The following is an 18550-nucleotide window of genomic DNA, read 5'->3' as shown; positions in this document are numbered from 1 at the left end:
TAGTAAATAATCACTTCCTCCAGTAATTCTGGAGGGAAGTGATTTTTAAGATTTTGATTAATAACCAGGATTCTGAGCTGTTACTCCCCCTGACTCTTGAACAACCGTAGCCGGAATTGGATATAATTCGTGTTTACCAACTATAAAAGTTTTTCCGTTAGGGAAAGTTGGACTGACATCAGCTTTTAATGCTGCTTCTGCCTGTCCTGTTCTTACAAGATCAAACCATCTGTCATGTTCAAAAGCCATTTCTAATCTTCTTTCTTTATAGATCGCTTTTCTAACATCAGTTTGAGAAGTAAATGGCGTATCACCAAGACCTGCTCTATGTCTAATTTGATTGATTAAAGGAATCGCAGCTGCAGTTTGTCCTAATTCGTTTAACGCCTCGGCTTTCATCAAGATTACCTCTGCATATCTTAAATATCTAAGATTTGTATCTGTAAATTCTTGATTGTAAAACGCTGACGAATAAGCTTTATAATTATACATCGGGTTAGATACTGTTGATGCTACAACTGTACCATCATATAATGTAGTACCTCTAAAAATAATTGTTGCAGCTCTTCTTACATCTCCAGCTTCATAAGCGTCAGCAAGTCCTTGAGAAGGTGTGTTGAAACCCCATCCCCATCCTCCAGAACCTCTTGGTGCTTGAGAAACTGTATAATTTCCAATTCCGAATCCTGGAGAAGCAGTTCCTCCTATTCCATTGATTTCAAAAATTGATTCTGGACCAAACTCTCCTTCTTTTTTATATTGTAAAGAATAATCTGAAACTAAAGAGTAACCTGTTACCTTATCACAGTTGTCAATTACTTTCTGCCAGTCTTTTTGATATAAATTAACTTTCGCTAACAGTGCATATGCTGCTCCTTTAGAAGCACGAGCTACATCACTTCCGCTGTAAGAAGATTTTAATGGTAATTTTTCTATAGCTTCATTTAAGTCTTGTTCGATAAAAGCATAAACTTCAGCTGGACTTTTACGGATTAACTGCATATCTATATCGTTTTGATTTCCTGGAATTGGTAAACGATCTACAATTGGCACTCCTCCATATCCTTTAAGCAAAGTAAAGTACATAAAAGCTCTTAAAAACTTCGCTTCTCCTTCTAATCTGGTTTTTAATGCCGGTGAAACCTGTGTAAGCTTTGGAAACATAGCTAATGCCTGATTGGCTCTATTGATTCCTGCATAATTATAATTCCAGATGCTTTGAAAAGATGGTGTAGAAGCATTAAAAGTCAAAGCATCCAAAACATCTTTGTCCGTACCAGTATCTCCTGGATCTGATCCTTTGTCTGCATCATCAGTCATTATACTAGTAACTCCATTCCACGCAAAAGAAGACATATCCCAACTTAAAAATATATTGTAAATTGCATCAACCATTGATGTTGCACCTGCATCGCTATCAACTAAAGCAGGATCTGCGGGTATATTTTTTGTTTGATCTACTTCTAAGAATTCATCCGAACATCCAGATACAAATAATCCAGAAAGTATAAAAAGTGATATATATAATCGTTTCATGATATTAAAATTTTAAGTTTGCACCAACTACAAATGTTTTTAACGCTGGGTAAGCATCTAACTCAACTCCCTGAGTACCTGTAACCAATTGTCCATCTCCTAAAACTTCAGGTGAGAATCCTGAATATTTTTGAGTAATAAAAGGATTCATAGCATTTACATAAATTCTGCAATAATTAATAAAACCTTCTTCTCTTAATGGAAGTTTATATCCTAAAGTGATATTATTAATTCTAAAGAAATCTCCTGATTCTAAATAATAAGTTGACGCAACTGGAACCTGATTAAATGGAGCTGGATTTGAAGCTACTTGACCTGGTGTTGTCCACATGTCATTTAATAAAGAAGTTTCTACATTTTCTCCATAAAAACGTTGTGCTTTTTTTCCGTTATACACTTTCGCTCCTCCTGTACCGTATCCATCTACAGAGAAGTCAATATTCTTATAATTTAATCCTAGAGTAACTCCATAAGTAGAGGTAGGTAAAACTGATCCTACATATTTTCTATCTCTGTTTTTGTCTAAATCTAAACTACCTTGAGGAACTTTATCTCCATTCGCATTGTAGTACAACATTTTCCCATTGGCAGGATCAACACCCGCATATTCGTACATATAAAAACTTCCAAGAGGATGACCAACTGAAGTATTATCTAAAATTTTTGTAGTCTCACCATTACCTAATGAACCGCCGTTTACTGTTGCAATTCGAACATTCTTCATACTAGCTAATTCATTTTTGTTATGTGAGAAGTTTCCGCCTACCCAATAGCTTAAGTTATCAGTAATTTTATCATCCCAACGTAGAGCAATTTCGTAACCTTTATTAGTTACTTCTCCTACATGTGTCGGAGATTCTAGAGTGATTCCTGAAGTTGAATATGGCTTAACATTTAAAATTGCATTATTTGTGTTTTTACTGTAAACATCAAATGATCCTTTCAGTCTGCTATTAAACAACTCAACATCTAAACCTACAGAAGCTTCTTCAACAATTTCCCATCCTAAGCTAGGGTCAATTTGCGAATTAATAGTTGTTCCAGAACCACCATTATAATCTACTCCAGATGTGAATGACTGGATGTTTAATGGCACTTTTTGGTTTCCTAATTTACCCCAAGAACCTCTAAGCTTTAATAAATCTAAACCTTTAATATCTGACAAGAAGTTTTCTTTAGTTACAATCCATCCAAGACCAACTGATGGGAATGTTCCCCAACGGTAATCACTCGAATAGTTAGAAGATCCGTCACGTCTTACAGTACCTGTCAATAAGTATCTGTCCATTAATTTATATTGAACACGACCAAAATAAGATGCTAGTCTAGCTTCGTTGTCATTAACAGCTGTATAATTAGTTACACCACCATTTTGTGCATAGAGAACACCATCAAGTCCCCAGAAATTACTATTTGGGTTAACATTTTTCACAGATGCAGTAGTTTTTGATCTAGTACCGATTACGTTTGCTTCAATACCCGCAGTAACTTCGACATCGTGAATCTCTCCAAAAACTTTATTGTAAGTAAAATAGTTAGATAAATTCCAGTTGAAATAATCGTCTGTATTTCTTGTTAAAGTGTTTGTGTTCAAACTCTTTTTATCATAACTAGCTTCAACTCTTGATGGATCAGCCGCTAACCAAAGGCCCAAATTATCTACAAAGTTGTATTGCTTGTAAGTGAAATATTCTCCATTAAATTGTGACGTAAATTTCAATGATTTCATTATATCCCAATCTAGTCGCAATCCGCCTTGAATCATAACAGTTTTTTGCTCCTCATCATTATAATCTAAAGCAACTACAGGGTTACCAACGGAGTTAAAAGAATCTCCTGTTTCGCCAACAACTCCATTTAAAACAAATGGCACACCATATTTCCCGTCAGCATAACGTACTGGAACTAAAGGAGATTGTCTGTAAGCCGATGTAAATGCTGACATTGGTTGTGGTCTATTTTTGATAGAACTAACACTAAAATTTTGGCTAATTTTAAGTTTCTCAGAAATTTTGTACTCATTATTACTTCTGAAAGTAGTACGACCATATTCTGTACCTTTTAAGATACCTTCTTCTTCGTAATTACCAACACTAAAGAAGTATTTAATATTCTCTGAAGATCCAGAAAGAGATATATTGTTTTGTGTATAAACGCCTGTTTGCGTTATCTCATCAAACCAGTTTGTGTTATATGGCTGGTTTGCAGAAAATCTTCCGCTAGGAAACTGGCTAATAAAAGCTGCATTATTATACTGAATATATTGATCAGCATTTGCCATTCTTACTTTCTTTAAAGGTGATCTAAAACCAGCATAACTCTCAATATCTACAGTAAGTTTTCCTTTACCTGTTTTAGTAGTAATCATGATAACACCATTCGCACCTCTAGTACCATAGATGGCAAGAGCAGAAGCGTCTTTTAAAACTTCATAAGAAGTAATATCATTTGAGTTGATATTGTTAATGTTGTCAGTAGGCATACCATCCACAACATATAGTGGATTTCTTCCTCCCAATGCGGTACCAACCCCTCTAATCACAATAGACGGAGTACTACCTGGCGCGTCTGAAGTAGCAACTTGAACACCCGCAGCTTTACCTTGTATTGCTTGCGAAGCATTTATTACTTTCATTTTGGTAATTTCTTCGGACTTAATTGAGCTTACCGCCGAAGTATTATCAATTTTCTTTCTTGTACCGTACCCAATTACAACTACTTCTTTTAAGGCAGTGTCGCCTGATTCTTTTAAAGTAATAGTCATTGGTGCGGCAGTAGCCGGAACAGAAACCGAATCAAAACCTAGCATAGAAACTTTTAAGATGTCTCCAGGTTTTGCGTTAATTGTAAAGTTTCCGTCGAAATCTGCATCTGCAGTTGCCCTAGCGTCAGCTGAAGCGATTATTGCTCCTGGAACTCCCATTCCATTACTGTCAACTACTTTTCCTTTAATTGCTTGCGCTTGTCCCATCATATAAGATGGCAGCAGCAAGAGTGCTAAAAAGCTAAAAATAAAATTTTTCATACAGTACGTAATCGTTTAAGTTAGTAGAGCCAAATTAAGCAATTACAACGTTGTAGTACATCAAAAACCACTACAACATAGCTACATCATTATGTTAAATTTTAACGTTAGCATAATGATTATCAGCCTCATAAATGTTTAGAAAAATCCTTTAACACATCGTTATGATGTAGTAATGATGTATCGTAATTATATAAAAAATGATAATGAAAAATATAAATTCTGTAAAAAATAAAAGCGATTCTTATAGACTTAATAAAAACTTGGATAGATTTTCATCTTGGGTGAGATTTAACTTCTTTCTTAGACGGTATCTATGCAGTTCTACGCCTCTAAAAGAAATATTCATCATAGGCGCAATTTCTTTAGAAGAAAGATTCATTTTAAGATAAACACACAGTTTTATATCTTTTGGGGTTAAGTGTGGGTATTTTTTAGAGAGATTAATTATAAACTCATTATGAATTTGGTTCAAATTGGTTTCAAATGTTTCCCATTCATGTTTATTTACTTCATTTATTTTGATCGCTTTCTTGATTTCGCTTTTAAGTCTGCTGAAATCTTTTTCAGTTTCCAAAATACCTTGAATTTTATCAATCATTTCTGTCTGTTTTGCGATTGATAACGATTTGCCAGCCACTTCAGAAGATTTTGCCTGCAATTCTAATTCTAAAATGTGTTTTTCGTATTCTTGAATATTAAGTTCATTTTCTTTCTTAAGTTCCATCTCGAGAATTTCTCTCTGATGTTTTAATTCTTCAGCCTGCAATTTTAATTTTTGGATATAGCGGAGTTTATTCCATTTATAATAGAAAAATAAAATAGCTCCCACTACAAGAAGGTATAAGAGAATCATCCAAAAAGAAAAATACCAAGGTTCTGCAACTTTAAATTTATACAATGAAACTTTGTCATAGGTTGCTCCGTCGTGTTTAAATATTTCAACATTATGATATCCGCTGCTTAAATTGTTCAAAACGATCAATCCGTCTGAAATCGGAATAAATTCTTTTTCTTTATCGAGTTTGTAAAATAAATTTGGCTTACTAGCTCCATAAATTCCAGAAATGACATTAATTTTTAATTCGGTATTGAATTTTATTTTTTCTTCAGTCGGAACAAGAACTTCATTACTAAATGCTTCAATCTTTACTTTCGAATTTTGTTTGTTTTCATATTCTAGTTTAAGCGAAATAAATCCGTCGTCTAGATTAAACAAATAATAATTGTCTTTCTTGAAAATTCTTAGATTCTCATTAATCAGTTTTCCTTTATAATATTTTTCCTGAATAATATTCCACACAAACTTGCTTCCTTGCGCATAAATATGATAGAGAATTCCATCTTGCAAAACCATAAAGTGATCATCGTCTATAGAAACGACATCTGTGACATTTTTAAAACTTGCATTAAACAATTCATTTTCTTCCAATTTACCAGCTATAGAATTGTATGTGTACCAAGAATTATTGATTAGAAAAAGTATTTCCTTTCTAAATTCAAAAATTTTTATTCCAAAATCATTTTTTATTTTGCTCTGCTGTGTAACATTTTCAACTTTCAGCGTATTATAGTTATCGTCTAGCAAAACACGATACAAACCTCGATAGTTATCTGCTGCCCAGATTTCATTTTTTTTATTTTGAGCAACATATTTTATTGGTTTTGCTAAGTCCTTTACGATTTTATACTTAGACATGTTGGAAGGATCATCGTAAACCAAAATACCACTGTAAGTCGACTGAAAATAGGTGTTGTTTATGCTGCTTTTGGCCATGTTCCAACCACCGCTGACACCATTAATCCTGTTTAAATTATTATTATCATATGAAAAAGTACCGTCATTATGACCAATAATATATTTTCCGTCAATTGAAGAAATATTCCAAGCCTGCCCTTGCGTATTGGGTATCATATTAAATTTTCCAGAGCTGTATTCAAAAATTCCGTGATTTGAAGCAATTAAATAACCTTTGTTAAGAGCAGCGACAGCATAAACAGAACCTAAAAGTCCAGAATTATCATAAAAGAATGAAATTGGAGAATTAACCTCAACATGCGCAATACCGTTATCTAAGCCAACCCACAAATCATTTTCCTTATCCAATCCTAAACTTAAAACGGAGTTATTCATTAAAACATTATCACGCTCAATATTTCTATAGGAATTAGTTTTTAAATCTAAAATTAAGATTCCTCGGTTTCCAGTTCCAATAATCAGTTTTTCGTTTTTAATAAATTTTGCCACATTAACTGTAGCCGATTTTAAAGTTTCGTTAATTGGATGATCCCAACTTTTTAATCCGTTTTTTTCTAAAATAAAAACACCTTTTTTCTGTGTGAAGATATAAGTCTTATTCTGATATTTTTCTATGGCATGAACAACAGTATTTTTCAAAACATCCCACCCTTTCGGATTAGAAATATGTTTACCGTTCATTTTAAATATTCCGTCTTTAACAGAAGCCACGTATAAATTATTGTCTACGCCAAAACAATACGAAATAAGAAAAGGAAACTTGATTTTCTTAATTGTTTTTTCGTTGTAAATAAAGACATCGTTAAAAGACTGAAAATAAAGAGCACCATTAAACCGGAATATTTTCCAGATTTCTTCATTATCTTTTTCGTCAAATAATCTGAGGTTTTTGGTGATAGAAACATAGTGCATCGTTCCATCTTTTCGGTACCAATAACCAAACTCTTTGTAAGATCCAGAGTAGATTTTATCGCCCTCAATTAGAATAGAACGGATGATAGTTTTGTTTGGAAGCGTATATTTTTCCCATTTTACTCCGTCATAACGCAACAGATAATGGTTATTTGCAAAATACATGGCATTGTCATTTCCCTGCGCTACATTCCATATCTGATTATCTCCCTGATAATCTGATTTGCTGTAGTTCTCGACAAAGGGAAGTAATTCTTGTGCTTGTAGTTGTAAAGCGATGAAAAAGAAGAAAACTGATTTAAAAAGTATCGATTTCAAGATATTCGTTTTTAAATCCAAAGATACTTACAAATATTTAATTTCTACTTTAAAAAACGAGAAGGAATTTAGTTTAATATTATAATCAGAAAAGTCATAACACTGATTATCAAACATAATGGAACAAAATATTTAGTATCATTTTGTCCGAAATTGGTCTTTTTTATTCTTTTGAAAAAACCAAGATATTTAAAATCTCCAATTGATCTTAAGATGAATATTGACATCAAAATCCAAAGTCCATATTTTTCAATCCAAAAAGGCAATTTAAATAATATAATTTTGACTCTGATTAAATAAAAAAATGCAAAAGCTAACAAACCAATGGCAACAATAAGCGTTGGGATTATTCCAGGATTCTTGGACGGAGTCTGTGCATCCAAAGTTGGATAAACGCCTTGAGTCCCACATTTTCCTCCAAAAGCCCAATAAAAATGGACTAGAGACAGAAAAAGAAATATCGAAAATAATACTAACGCAATGATTTTTGCCATTGGTTTGAACTTTTTTTTTAAGAAATTAATTTTCTAATAAGTGATAAACCTGATTTGCAATTTCGTATTCCTCATCTGTAGGAATAACCAAAACTTTTACAATAGATTTTTCTGAATTGATCTCTCTTAGTTCTTTAGAACGAATTTTATTCTTTTCAGCATCAATTTCAATTCCGAAATAATCCATATCGGTACAAATTAAATTACGCATAAAAGAAGAATTTTCTCCAATTCCTGCAGTAAAAATAATGGCATTTAATCCATTTAAAGCAGCCGCATAAGCACCAATTGTTTTTCTAATTCTGTAAGCATTCATTTGTAATGCCAACTGACAATCTTTATTTCCTTTTTGGGCTTCTGCTTCAATATCACGCAAATCACTATAACCCGTAAGGCCAAGCATACCGCTTTGTTTCAATAAAACGGCATTTACTTCATCTGGAGTGTATCCTAAATTTTTAATCATATAAAAAATAACAGACTGATCAATATCACCTGCACGGGTTCCCATTATTAAACCGTTTGAAGGCGAGAATCCCATTGTAGTATCAATACATTTTCCGTCTTTTACAGCGGCCATACTACAGCCATTTCCTAAGTGAATGGTAATTATTTTAGAATTATCTTTTAAATAATTAATGGCTTTTTCAGAAACATATTTATGACTCGTTCCGTGAAAACCATAAACACGCACTTTATTTTCTGTCAGAAGATAATTCGGAATAGCATATTTATAAGCTACTTCTGGCATACTTTGATGGAAAGCAGTATCAAAAACAGCAATTTGCTCTGCCGAACTAAAAATTTCCTCAGCAACATTAATTCCTTCTAAATTAGCAGGATTATGCAAAGGCGCGAGTTCAAAAAGTTGTTTAATTTTTGCTTTTACTTTCTCATCTATTTTCACTGTATCGCTAAAATCGCTTCCTCCGTGAACCACACGATGGCCTACAGCAGTAATTTCTGAAGTCGATTTAATAACTCCTTTTTCAGCATCAAGAAGCATGTTGGCTACTTTCTGCAAACCTACTTTATGGTTAGAAATTGCAATTGTTTCTTCAAACGAATTAGTTGCCGTTTTAAACGTAACATTTGAAGTTTCTAAACCAATTCTATCAATCATTCCAGAACAAATTACTTCGTTTTCTGGCATTACCATTAATTGATATTTAATTGAAGAACTTCCTGAGTTTATAATAAGTATTTTCATTTTTTCTTAAGTTACTAAGGCTCTAAGATGCTAAGGTTCTGAGGTTCTTAGTTTATTTTTTTAATTTTTAATTTTTAATTTTTAATTGAATTTACATTCCCTGTGCCTGAATTGCCGTAATTACTACCGTGTTGATAATATCATCTACAGTACAGCCGCGGCTTAAATCGTTTACTGGTTTGTTTAAGCCTTGTAACATTGGCCCGATTGCCAATGCTCCAGTTTCTCTTTGAACGGCTTTATAAGTGTTATTTCCTGTATTTAAATCTGGGAAAATCAATACGCTCGCTTGTCCTGCTACTTCAGAATCTGGCATTTTGCTTTTTCCAACACTTAAATCGACTGCTGCATCGTACTGAATTGGACCTTCTATTTTTAAATCTGGTCTTTTTTCTTTTACAATTGCTGTTGCAGCTCTTACTTTGTCTACTTCATCTCCTTTTCCTGATGAACCAGAAGAATACGAAAGCATTGCTATTTTTGGTTCAATTCCGAATGCTAAACTCGATTCTGCAGAAGAAATTGCGATTTCTGCCAATTGCTCAGCCGTAGGATTTGGATTAATCGCACAATCACCAAAAACAGAAACTCTGTCTTCTAAACACATAAAAAATACAGAAGAAACTACAGATGAATTTGGTTTTGTTTTAATGAATTGCAATGCTGGTAAAATGGTATGCTGAGTAGTATGCGCTGCACCAGAAACCATCCCGTCAGCATGACCTTTGTATACCATCATAGTACCGAAATACGAAACATCTTCCATTAAATCTCGCGCCATTGTAATACTTACATTTTTGGCTTTTCTAAGCTCGTAATAAGTGTTCGCATAATCCTCATAAAGTTCCGATTCTTTCGGATTAATGATATTTACTTTAGAAAAATCAAGCGTAATTCCTAATTCTAAGACCTTACTTTCGATTTGTTTTTTGTCACCAATGATTGAAATGTCAACCACATCCATATCTAGCAACCTTGATGCAGCGATAATAATTCTATCGTCATTTCCTTCTGGCAGAACAATATGTTTTCTATGCTGTTTGGCCCTTTTAACCATATTGTACTGAAACATTTTTGGTGTCATACCTTCTGCTTCAAAAGTGATCAATCTTTCAGATAGTGCATCGTTATCGACGTACTTTTCGAATGTTGTTATTGATGTCTCAATTTTATGGGTATTATTAGCATAAATCTCCGATTTGATAGAGCCAATTTTGTTTGTAATATGATACGTTCCCCCATCAACAGCAATAATTGGCACAATGGCAGAAAGTCCTTCAATAAGCTTTAGAATACTTTCTTCCGGAACAATATTTCCCGTCAGGATAATTCCCGAAATGGTCGGATAATTAGCCGATTCATTTGCCTGTAATGCGCCTAAAATAATATCTGAACGGTCTCCAGGAGTAATAACTAAAGCATTTTCATGCAGATGTACCAAATAATTATGCAATTGCATTGCTCCAACGCTGTAATGTCCAATTTCATTGTTCAAATAGTTTTCTCCAAACAAAACTTTAGCATCCAATACGTTTACAATTTCTTGCATGGTTGGATTGTTCAAACTAGAAATTAGCGGAATTGTGTTAATTAATACATTAGAGGGCAGACTTTTTTGCAAACTCGTAGTAACCAACTCAATATTTTCTGGTTGTACTTTATTAGCAAAAACAGATAAAACCTCAACTTCTTTTATTTTGAAAGAATCGTAAACCAAATACAAACTATCTAAAAGTTCTTCTAAGGTTTTACCAACTCCAGAGCCAACAATTATTGTTGGAATCCCTAGGTTTTTAGCAATTAAGACGTTCAAATCTAATTCTATAGAAGTTCCCTCTCCTGTAAAGCTTGTTCCTTCAACTAAAACAAAATCAAAGCGCTCTTCGAGCTTTTTATACTTTTCGATAATTAGATCAAGAACCTCTCCTATTTTTCCTTTATTCTTTTTCTTAATTAGCCTGCTTTTGGTAATTGCATAAGCATCTTCAAACTTAATATCAAGATTGAAATACGACAAAACCGTCTCAATATGATTATCTACTTCACCATCAACAAAATCTTCGATAATTGGCCTAAAATAGCCTACTTTGGCCGTTTTTCCAATTAAAATACTCATTAGCCCAAGCGTAATAATGGACTTTCCACTATTATGATCACTTGTTGCTATATATATTGCTTTACTCATAATTATTTATATTTATTCTAAATAACAAATTTATATAAAATCAGATAGTTTTCTACAGAAACAAACGTTAAAACCAACGTCGTTTTTTGAAATAAATGATTAAGGCGATTACCAGTAGAAACATAATTCCCATGACAATAAAATAGCCGTTTTGGGTTTTAAGTTCTGGCATGTTTTCAAAGTTCATCCCGTATACTCCCACAATAAAAGTGAGCGGAATAAATATGGCTGAAATTATAGTCAGCGTTTTCATGATTTCGTTCATTTTCCTGCTTTGTTCAGAAAAATAAAAGTTGGAGGCACTTTCCAGAGCGCTCATATCAGATTCTATCTGTTCTAAAAGCTCTAAACTTTTTTGATGAAGTCTAATAAAAAAATTAAATGTTTCTTTCTGAATTAATCCATTATCTTCATCGTCATCTTTCTTAGTTTTTAAATAATAAAGTGAATCTCGAAGTGGGACAATTGATCGTTTTAAAAAGTTTAAATTATCTCGGTGATTTTCTATTTTTTCTAATATAATTGGTTTTGCGTCTTTCTTGGTCTGATTGATTAGTTCTTCAACTTTATCTTCTTCATCTTCCAATGTAATGTAGAAATTTTCCATTACAGCATCCAAAAGTAAATAAAGGAGATAATCTACTTTTTTGGTTCGGACGATTCCTGCATGTGTACGAATACGCTCCCGAATATGCGTAAAGAAATCACTTCTTTTTTCCTGAAAAGAGATTAAGATTCCGTCTTTCAAAATAAAACTAATTTGTTCTGCGCTAATCGTATCTGAGTACTCAGAAGGAAGAAGGGATTTAATATTGAAGAATAAAACATTTTGCTGTTCTTCCAGTTTTGTTCTCTTGGAAGTGTTTAAAATATCCGCAAGGAGAAAATCATCCAGTTTAAAATGTGCTCCAATTGTTTTAATGAGATTAATGTCGTTTAAGCCATGAACATTAAGCCAATTGTTTTTGGAATAATCAAAACAGGAGTTTAACGCCAGAACCGTAAACTTTTCATATTCAACAACATCTGCATCATCATATACAAAAAGCTGCATCTCTGTTTCATGCTCTTTATGGGAGCCTGTATACTCTAAAGTAATATGCTGTAGCTTGCGCCCTTTCTTGTATTTGATCTTTCTCATTCAAAAAAATTTACAATAGTAATATTACGAAAAAGAATTTGAACGAGAAATGACAATTGTCAGTTTATGGAAAAACTACTGATAGATGCGCTGTGGTGCGTCTCTAAGTTTATTATAGTCATAAAAAAACCGAGTCATTTCTGACTCGGTTTTCTATCTTAATATTTTATACTAATTACTCAGTACTGAATAATTATTTTACTTCTTCGAATTCAACGTCTTCAACGTTATCTCCAGAAGACTGCTCTTGTTGAGGAGCAGCTTGTTGTCCTTCACCACCTTGAGCGTACATTGCTTCTGTAGCTGTTTTCCAAGCTGCATTTACATTGTCTAATCCTTTTTGGATTGCGTCAAGATCTTGAGATTGGTGAGCCATTCTCAATTCAGTTAAAGCGTATTCGATAGCTGTTTTTTGATCGTCTGTCAATTTATCTCCTAACTCTTTCAATTGAGATTCAGTTTGGAAAATAGTACTGTCAGCTTCGTTCAATTTCTCAGCTCTTTCTTTAGCGATTCTATCTGCATCAGCGTTAGCTTCAGCATCTTTTTTCATTTTTTCGATTTCTTCAGCTGTTAAACCAGAAGAAGCTTCGATACGGATATCGTGAGATTTTCCAGTTCCTTTGTCAGTTGCAGAAACTTTGATGATACCGTTAGCATCAATATCGAAAGTAACTTCGATTTGAGGAACTCCTCTTGGTGCTGGTGGAATACCGTCTAAGTGGAAACGACCGATAGTTTTGTTATCAGCAGCCATTGCTCTTTCTCCTTGTAATACGTGGATTTCAACAGATGGTTGAGAATCTGCAGCAGTAGAGAATACTTGAGATTTTTTAGTTGGGATAGTTGTGTTAGACTCGATTAATTTAGTCAATACACCACCCATAGTTTCGATACCTAAAGAAAGAGGCGTTACGTCAAGTAACAATACATCTTTTACATCTCCAGATAAAACTCCACCTTGAATAGCAGCTCCAATAGCCACAACCTCATCAGGGTTAACACCTTTAGAAGCTTTTTTACCGAAGAATTTCTCCACTTCGTCAGCGATTCTTGGCATACGAGTAGAACCTCCTACAAGGATTACTTCGTCGATATCAGATGTAGATAAACCTGCATCTTTTAATGCTTTAGCAACTGGCTCCATAGAACGTTTTACTAAAGAATCTGATAATTGCTCAAATTTAGCTCTAGATAATTTTTTCACTAAGTGTTTTGGTCCAGAAGCAGTAGCAGTTACGTAAGGCAAGTTGATTTCAGTTTCTGCAGAAGAAGATAATTCAATCTTAGCTTTCTCAGCAGCTTCTTTCAAACGCTGTAATGACATTGGGTCTAAACGTAAATCAATACCTTCTTCAGATTTGAATTCGTCAGCTAACCAGTCAATAATAACTTGGTCAAAATCATCACCACCTAAGTGAGTATCACCGTTTGTAGATAATACTTCAAATACACCATCTCCTAATTCAAGAACAGAGATATCAAAAGTACCTCCACCTAAATCGTAAACAGCAATTTTTTGGTCAGTTCCTTTTTTATCTAATCCGTAAGCAAGTGCAGCAGCAGTTGGCTCATTGATGATACGCATAACTTTAAGACCAGCGATTTCTCCAGCTTCTTTTGTAGCCTGACGCTGAGCATCGTTAAAGTAAGCAGGAACTGTAATAACTGCCTCAGTTACTGTTTGACCTAAATAGTCTTCAGCAGTTTTTTTCATTTTTTGAAGTGTCATAGCAGACAATTCTTGAGCAGTGTATAAACGACCATCAATATCCACACGTGGCGTATTGTTGTCACCTTTTACAACACTGTAAGGAACTCTTTTTGCCTCATCTTGAGTTTCAGCAAAAGTGTGTCCCATAAAACGTTTAATAGAAGCAATCGTTTTTGTAGGATTCGTTACTGCTTGTCTTTTTGCAGGATCACCTACTTTAATTTCTCCACCTTCAACAAAAGCGATGATAGAAGGAGTAGTTCTTTTTCCTTCTGCGTTAGGGATAACAACTGCTTCGTTACCTTCCATTACAGAAACACAAGAGTTCGTCGTACCTAAGTCAATTCCGATTATTTTACCCATTTTTTATATATTTAATTTTGATATACTAATTTATAACTCAGGTGGCATAAGTCAATCTTTGTGCCAAGATAAAAAACCAATATAATTTGTCAGTTTGCTATTGGCATGCCAAAAAAAATCTGCCAACATGACATTTTTAAGACCTGTCAGGTATGGCATATCAATATGTTAGCTGTCATTTTAGTAGCAGATTCCTGCTGTACGCTATATCTTTTCCCTGCTAAAGGAGCAGGAAAAAGGATGCCGCTCCCATCAGGGCTAGGGCACTCGGTTTCATTAGATTTTTAAAATCAGAAAAGGAACTTATATTTTTTATAAGAAAAAGATTATTTTTGAAAAATATTTGAATTAATGACATGTATAGCATATGAGATTAATTTCGATTTTTAACTTCGCTATAAATTGCAAAAGCAAACAAAACATGAATAAAAAAACAATACAAAAAATTAACATCCTTTTCATTCCTCTTTTAATTACTTCAATTGGTTTTTGCACCATTTATACCTTTCTAAACTGGCTTTTATTTATCAAATTAGAATTGTTTTCTATTAACGAAAGCATAGTCGAATTTGGTATTCCATTTTTTCTACCAGTAATACCAGTAATATTCTTTTTTCGACCGCGCTTAAAAATTTTGAATTTAAAAAAATCTAATGGTAAAACTTATAATGAACTCTATTTGTTTATTCTTTGGCTTTCAATTGCAGGATCAGCTGTAATCGCGCAAGATTATTTAAAAAATTCAACTGGAAAGCTGGTTCAAATTGAATCTGTTAGTCAAATTCCACAAAAAAAACAATCAAAATACTATAAAGTAAACCGTTTTTATTTTGATAAATCAGTGGCGGGAACTTATACATCTTTTGATGTTAGTAACAAAGGCAATGACTTTAATATGACATTATTTGTGGTTATACCTATTTTTGATAAAAAAAATAACTCCTCAAATTTAAGTTGCAAATATTGGTTGGGCATAAAATACTATGATCAAATTAGCAATCGAAGCAGTGAAAAAGAAAAGCAAGATAGATATGAACAATTTTTAGAGATAAGTCAATCTGAATTTGACAGAGCAGATTTGAGTAATTTTATCTATTTAGAAAGAATTGGAAACTCTGACGATGGCGATAGTTATAAAAAAGCTTTAAAAAATTGCAAAAAATTTGAAACAGAAAACTCTATAATATTTATTTCGAAAAATCAGCCATTTGAAAGCAGAAAAGGAAATACAATTTATTGGCTTATCGGAACATTGTCTGCTGGTGCAGTTGTTTGGCTAATAATGATCTTAATTCCGAAATTGAATCAAACAGAATTAAGTCGTTTCAAAAATGGAACATCCAGAGATAAAGATTTGAATGACTTTTTGAATTTTATGAAACCAAGAGAAGGTTTCTTTATCACCCCAATTTTAATATACGTTAATGTTTTGATTTATATAACAATGGCTATTGCAGGACTTGGTTTTATTTCTTTTCACGGGGAGGATCTATTAAGATGGGGAGGAAATTTTAGACCATCAACTATCGATGGACAATGGTGGCGACTTTTAACAAGCGTATTTCTTCATAGCGGTTTTATACATTTACTGTCAAATATGTTTGGGCTTTTATTTGTTGGTATTTTTATCGAGCCAATATTGGGTAAAACAAGATATTTAATATTATATCTCTCTACAGGAATATTAGCAAGCTGCGCAAGTATCTGGTGGCATGAAGCAACAGTAAGCATTGGCGCATCAGGAGCTATTTTTGGACTTTACGGGACATTTTTAGCTTTACTGTTAGCAAAAGTATTCCCCCCAGAATTTAGCAAAGCGTTTCTAATCACAACTCTAATTTTTGTTGCATATAATTTGATTATGGGACTTGCTGGCGGAATTGATAATGCGGCTCACATTGGCGGACTTTTGAGCGGTTTCATTATTGGAATAGAAATAAACAAACCAGTAAAAGATAAGATGCTAAATAAGTGACAAAATAACTTTTAAATTAAAGGCAATATCAAGTTTATATCATTTTATTTTTTTAATTATATTGGCATTTTTCTAATCTTAAATTATGGAAAACTACAGCATTATCATTTTCATCCTAACAGTCGTAATAGGCTTATCTGCTTTTGCAGACAAACTAAAACTTCCCTATCCTATTCTTCTTGTTATTGTTGGTATCGAAATTGGTTTTATTCCAACTATGGCAGAAATCGAAATTAATCCGGATATTATTTTCCTGTTGTTTCTCCCTCCATTATTATATGATGCTTCGTTTAATATTTCACCAAAAGATTTCAAAACCAACATTCACACCATAACAACATTAGCCATATGGCTTGTTTTCCTTACAACTGTCGGTATAGCCGTGGTAGCTTATTACCTAATTCCCGAAATGACCTGGCCGTTAGCTTTCGTTTTAGGATCAATACTTTCAGCAACAGATGCAGTTGCCGCAATAAGTATTACCAAAGGACTCAAAATATCACACAAAACATTAACAATTTTAGAGGGAGAGAGTCTTATAAACGATGCCTCAGCTTTAGTTGCTTACCGATTTGCGGTTGCTGCTGTAATGGGCTCCGCTTTTATTATTTGGAAAGCCGCATTTGAATTCTTTATTTTACTTGGCGGCGGATTTCTTGTTGGATTTGTAATGTCAAAAATTCTATCTTTTATTTTAGCCCGAGTAAAAAACAAGCCAGAAGTTACAATTAGTTTCATGCTTTTAATGCCATTTGTAACTTATCTTATTGCAGAACATTTACACGTTTCGGGAGTAATTGCTGTAGTAATTTTAGGATTGGCAATTTCGCGTTTCAGCAGAAAGATATTCCCTGAAGGCCTTAAAAGTCAATCAAAAGGACTTTGGGATATTATAGTTTTTCTATTAAACGGATTAATTTTTATCTTAATTGGGCTCAACTTCCGATACATTCTAAAAGATATTGAAAACCATATGATTCTTCCTTATATAGGATATGCGCTGATAATTACCATTGTTGCTCTTTTAATTAGAATGATTAGAGTATATCTGCAAAAAATTAATTTGCAAAAAGCTTTTCAAAACAAAAAAGGAAAAAGAAAAGTAAGCGAAAATGCTCTTCTAGATTTTGGAAATAGTTTAATTATTAGCTGGTCTGGAATGCGAGGGATTGTATCTCTGGCTATTGCGATCGGACTTCCGAGATTTCTTGAAGACGGAACTCCTTTTCCGCTTAGAAATGCCATAATATTTATTTCTGTCGCAGTAGTACTTATTACCTTAATCGGACAAGGATTAACATTGCCTTTTATTGTCAAAAAAATAAACGAAATAGAAGAAAGAAAACAAATAAAAAAATAATTTTAACTAACCTAAAAACAAACTATGGAACAAGAATTAAAAGGTCATTTTGATGAATTTGACAAACCAGAAGTTATAAGACGCAAATTATTACCATGGTGGATTAAAGTTTTCTGCTGGATTTTTATGATCATGACTATTTGTGCACTCGGCTCACTAGTTGTAAATCTCTTTGTTCCAAATGTAAATCTTTCTCTTTACGGATTTTCTAGCGATACCGCTTATTCTGGAACTGGACTCTTTATAATTGCGGTTATGCTTTTAAAAGGATTTGCTGCCTATTTGCTTTGGTTTGAAAAACCTAACGCTATTATGATTGCTAAAATAGATGCCATTGTTGGCATTGTCATCTGTGTTGCATCTATGTTTATTCTTCCTTTCAGCTCAGGAAAAGACCATTTTTCTTTTAGATTAGAAATTTTGCTTCTTATTCCCTATTATATGAAAATAAATAAAATAGAATACGAATGGGATAATTTGGAAACCATTTAAATCTTGCAGAATTTTCAATTGACAAAATAAATGTAAATTTACTCATTTAACTGAATTTCAATCAAA

11 protein-coding genes are annotated in these 18550 nt (G+C 33.2%); 3 read left to right on the top strand and 8 right to left on the bottom strand.

Annotated elements, in window-relative coordinates:
• Positions 1 to 57 precede the first annotated feature (57 nt).
• The 8 genes from EG814_RS05520 to dnaK form a co-directional block, all read right to left on the bottom strand.
• A complete protein-coding gene (locus tag EG814_RS05520) occupies positions 58 to 1536 on the bottom strand; it encodes a RagB/SusD family nutrient uptake outer membrane protein (protein ID WP_125719732.1) in 1479 nt (492 codons plus the stop codon).
• Positions 1537 to 1540: 4 nt separating this feature from the next.
• A complete protein-coding gene (locus EG814_RS05515; RefSeq protein ID WP_125719729.1) occupies positions 1541 to 4561 on the bottom strand; it encodes a SusC/RagA family TonB-linked outer membrane protein in 3021 nt (1006 codons plus the stop codon).
• A gap of 244 nt (positions 4562 to 4805) precedes the next feature.
• Positions 4806 to 7550 carry a helix-turn-helix and ligand-binding sensor domain-containing protein gene (locus EG814_RS05510; RefSeq protein WP_125719728.1) on the bottom strand — a complete coding sequence of 915 codons (2745 nt, stop codon included), beginning with the start codon at positions 7548 to 7550 and terminating at the stop codon, positions 4806 to 4808.
• 68 nt (positions 7551 to 7618) lie between these two features.
• The gene (locus EG814_RS05505) at positions 7619 to 8044 is read right to left on the bottom strand and encodes a DUF3995 domain-containing protein (protein ID WP_125719726.1); all 426 of its coding nucleotides are present in this window, start codon (positions 8042 to 8044) and stop codon (positions 7619 to 7621) included.
• A 25-nt stretch (positions 8045 to 8069) separates the two neighbouring features.
• Complete coding sequence (locus EG814_RS05500; RefSeq protein ID WP_125719724.1) at positions 8070 to 9254, bottom strand: acetate/propionate family kinase; 1185 nt, start codon at positions 9252 to 9254, stop codon at positions 8070 to 8072.
• 91 nt (positions 9255 to 9345) lie between these two features.
• On the bottom strand, positions 9346 to 11439 hold the full coding sequence (gene pta, locus EG814_RS05495; protein ID WP_125719722.1) for a phosphate acetyltransferase: 2094 nt from the start codon (positions 11437 to 11439) through the stop codon (positions 9346 to 9348).
• A 67-nt stretch (positions 11440 to 11506) separates the two neighbouring features.
• Positions 11507 to 12580, bottom strand: coding sequence for a magnesium/cobalt transporter CorA (gene corA, locus EG814_RS05490; protein ID WP_125719720.1), 1074 nt, complete (start codon positions 12578 to 12580; stop codon positions 11507 to 11509).
• A 193-nt stretch (positions 12581 to 12773) separates the two neighbouring features.
• Entirely contained in the window at positions 12774 to 14657 is a 1884-nt protein-coding gene (gene dnaK / locus EG814_RS05485) for a molecular chaperone DnaK (RefSeq protein ID WP_125719718.1), read from the bottom strand.
• Between the two features lie 421 nt (positions 14658 to 15078).
• On the opposite strand from dnaK, the gene EG814_RS05480 reads away from it, so the two are divergent.
• The 3 genes from EG814_RS05480 (at position 15079) to EG814_RS05470 (ending at position 18484) form a co-directional block, all read left to right on the top strand.
• Entirely contained in the window at positions 15079 to 16632 is a 1554-nt protein-coding gene (locus EG814_RS05480) for a rhomboid family intramembrane serine protease (RefSeq protein ID WP_164515278.1), read from the top strand.
• 85 nt (positions 16633 to 16717) lie between these two features.
• Complete coding sequence (locus EG814_RS05475; protein ID WP_125719714.1) at positions 16718 to 17992, top strand: Na+/H+ antiporter; 1275 nt, start codon at positions 16718 to 16720, stop codon at positions 17990 to 17992.
• A 24-nt stretch (positions 17993 to 18016) separates the two neighbouring features.
• Positions 18017 to 18484, top strand: coding sequence for a hypothetical protein (locus EG814_RS05470; protein ID WP_125719712.1), 468 nt, complete (start codon positions 18017 to 18019; stop codon positions 18482 to 18484).
• The last annotated feature ends 66 nt before the right edge of the window (positions 18485 to 18550 follow it).

The organism is Flavobacterium ustbae (genome assembly GCF_003946915.1).
Taxonomy (GTDB): Bacteria; Bacteroidota; Bacteroidia; order Flavobacteriales; family Flavobacteriaceae; genus Flavobacterium; species Flavobacterium ustbae.
Note: the sequence above shows the minus strand (reverse complement) of the source record. Positions and strands in the feature narration are given on the sequence as shown.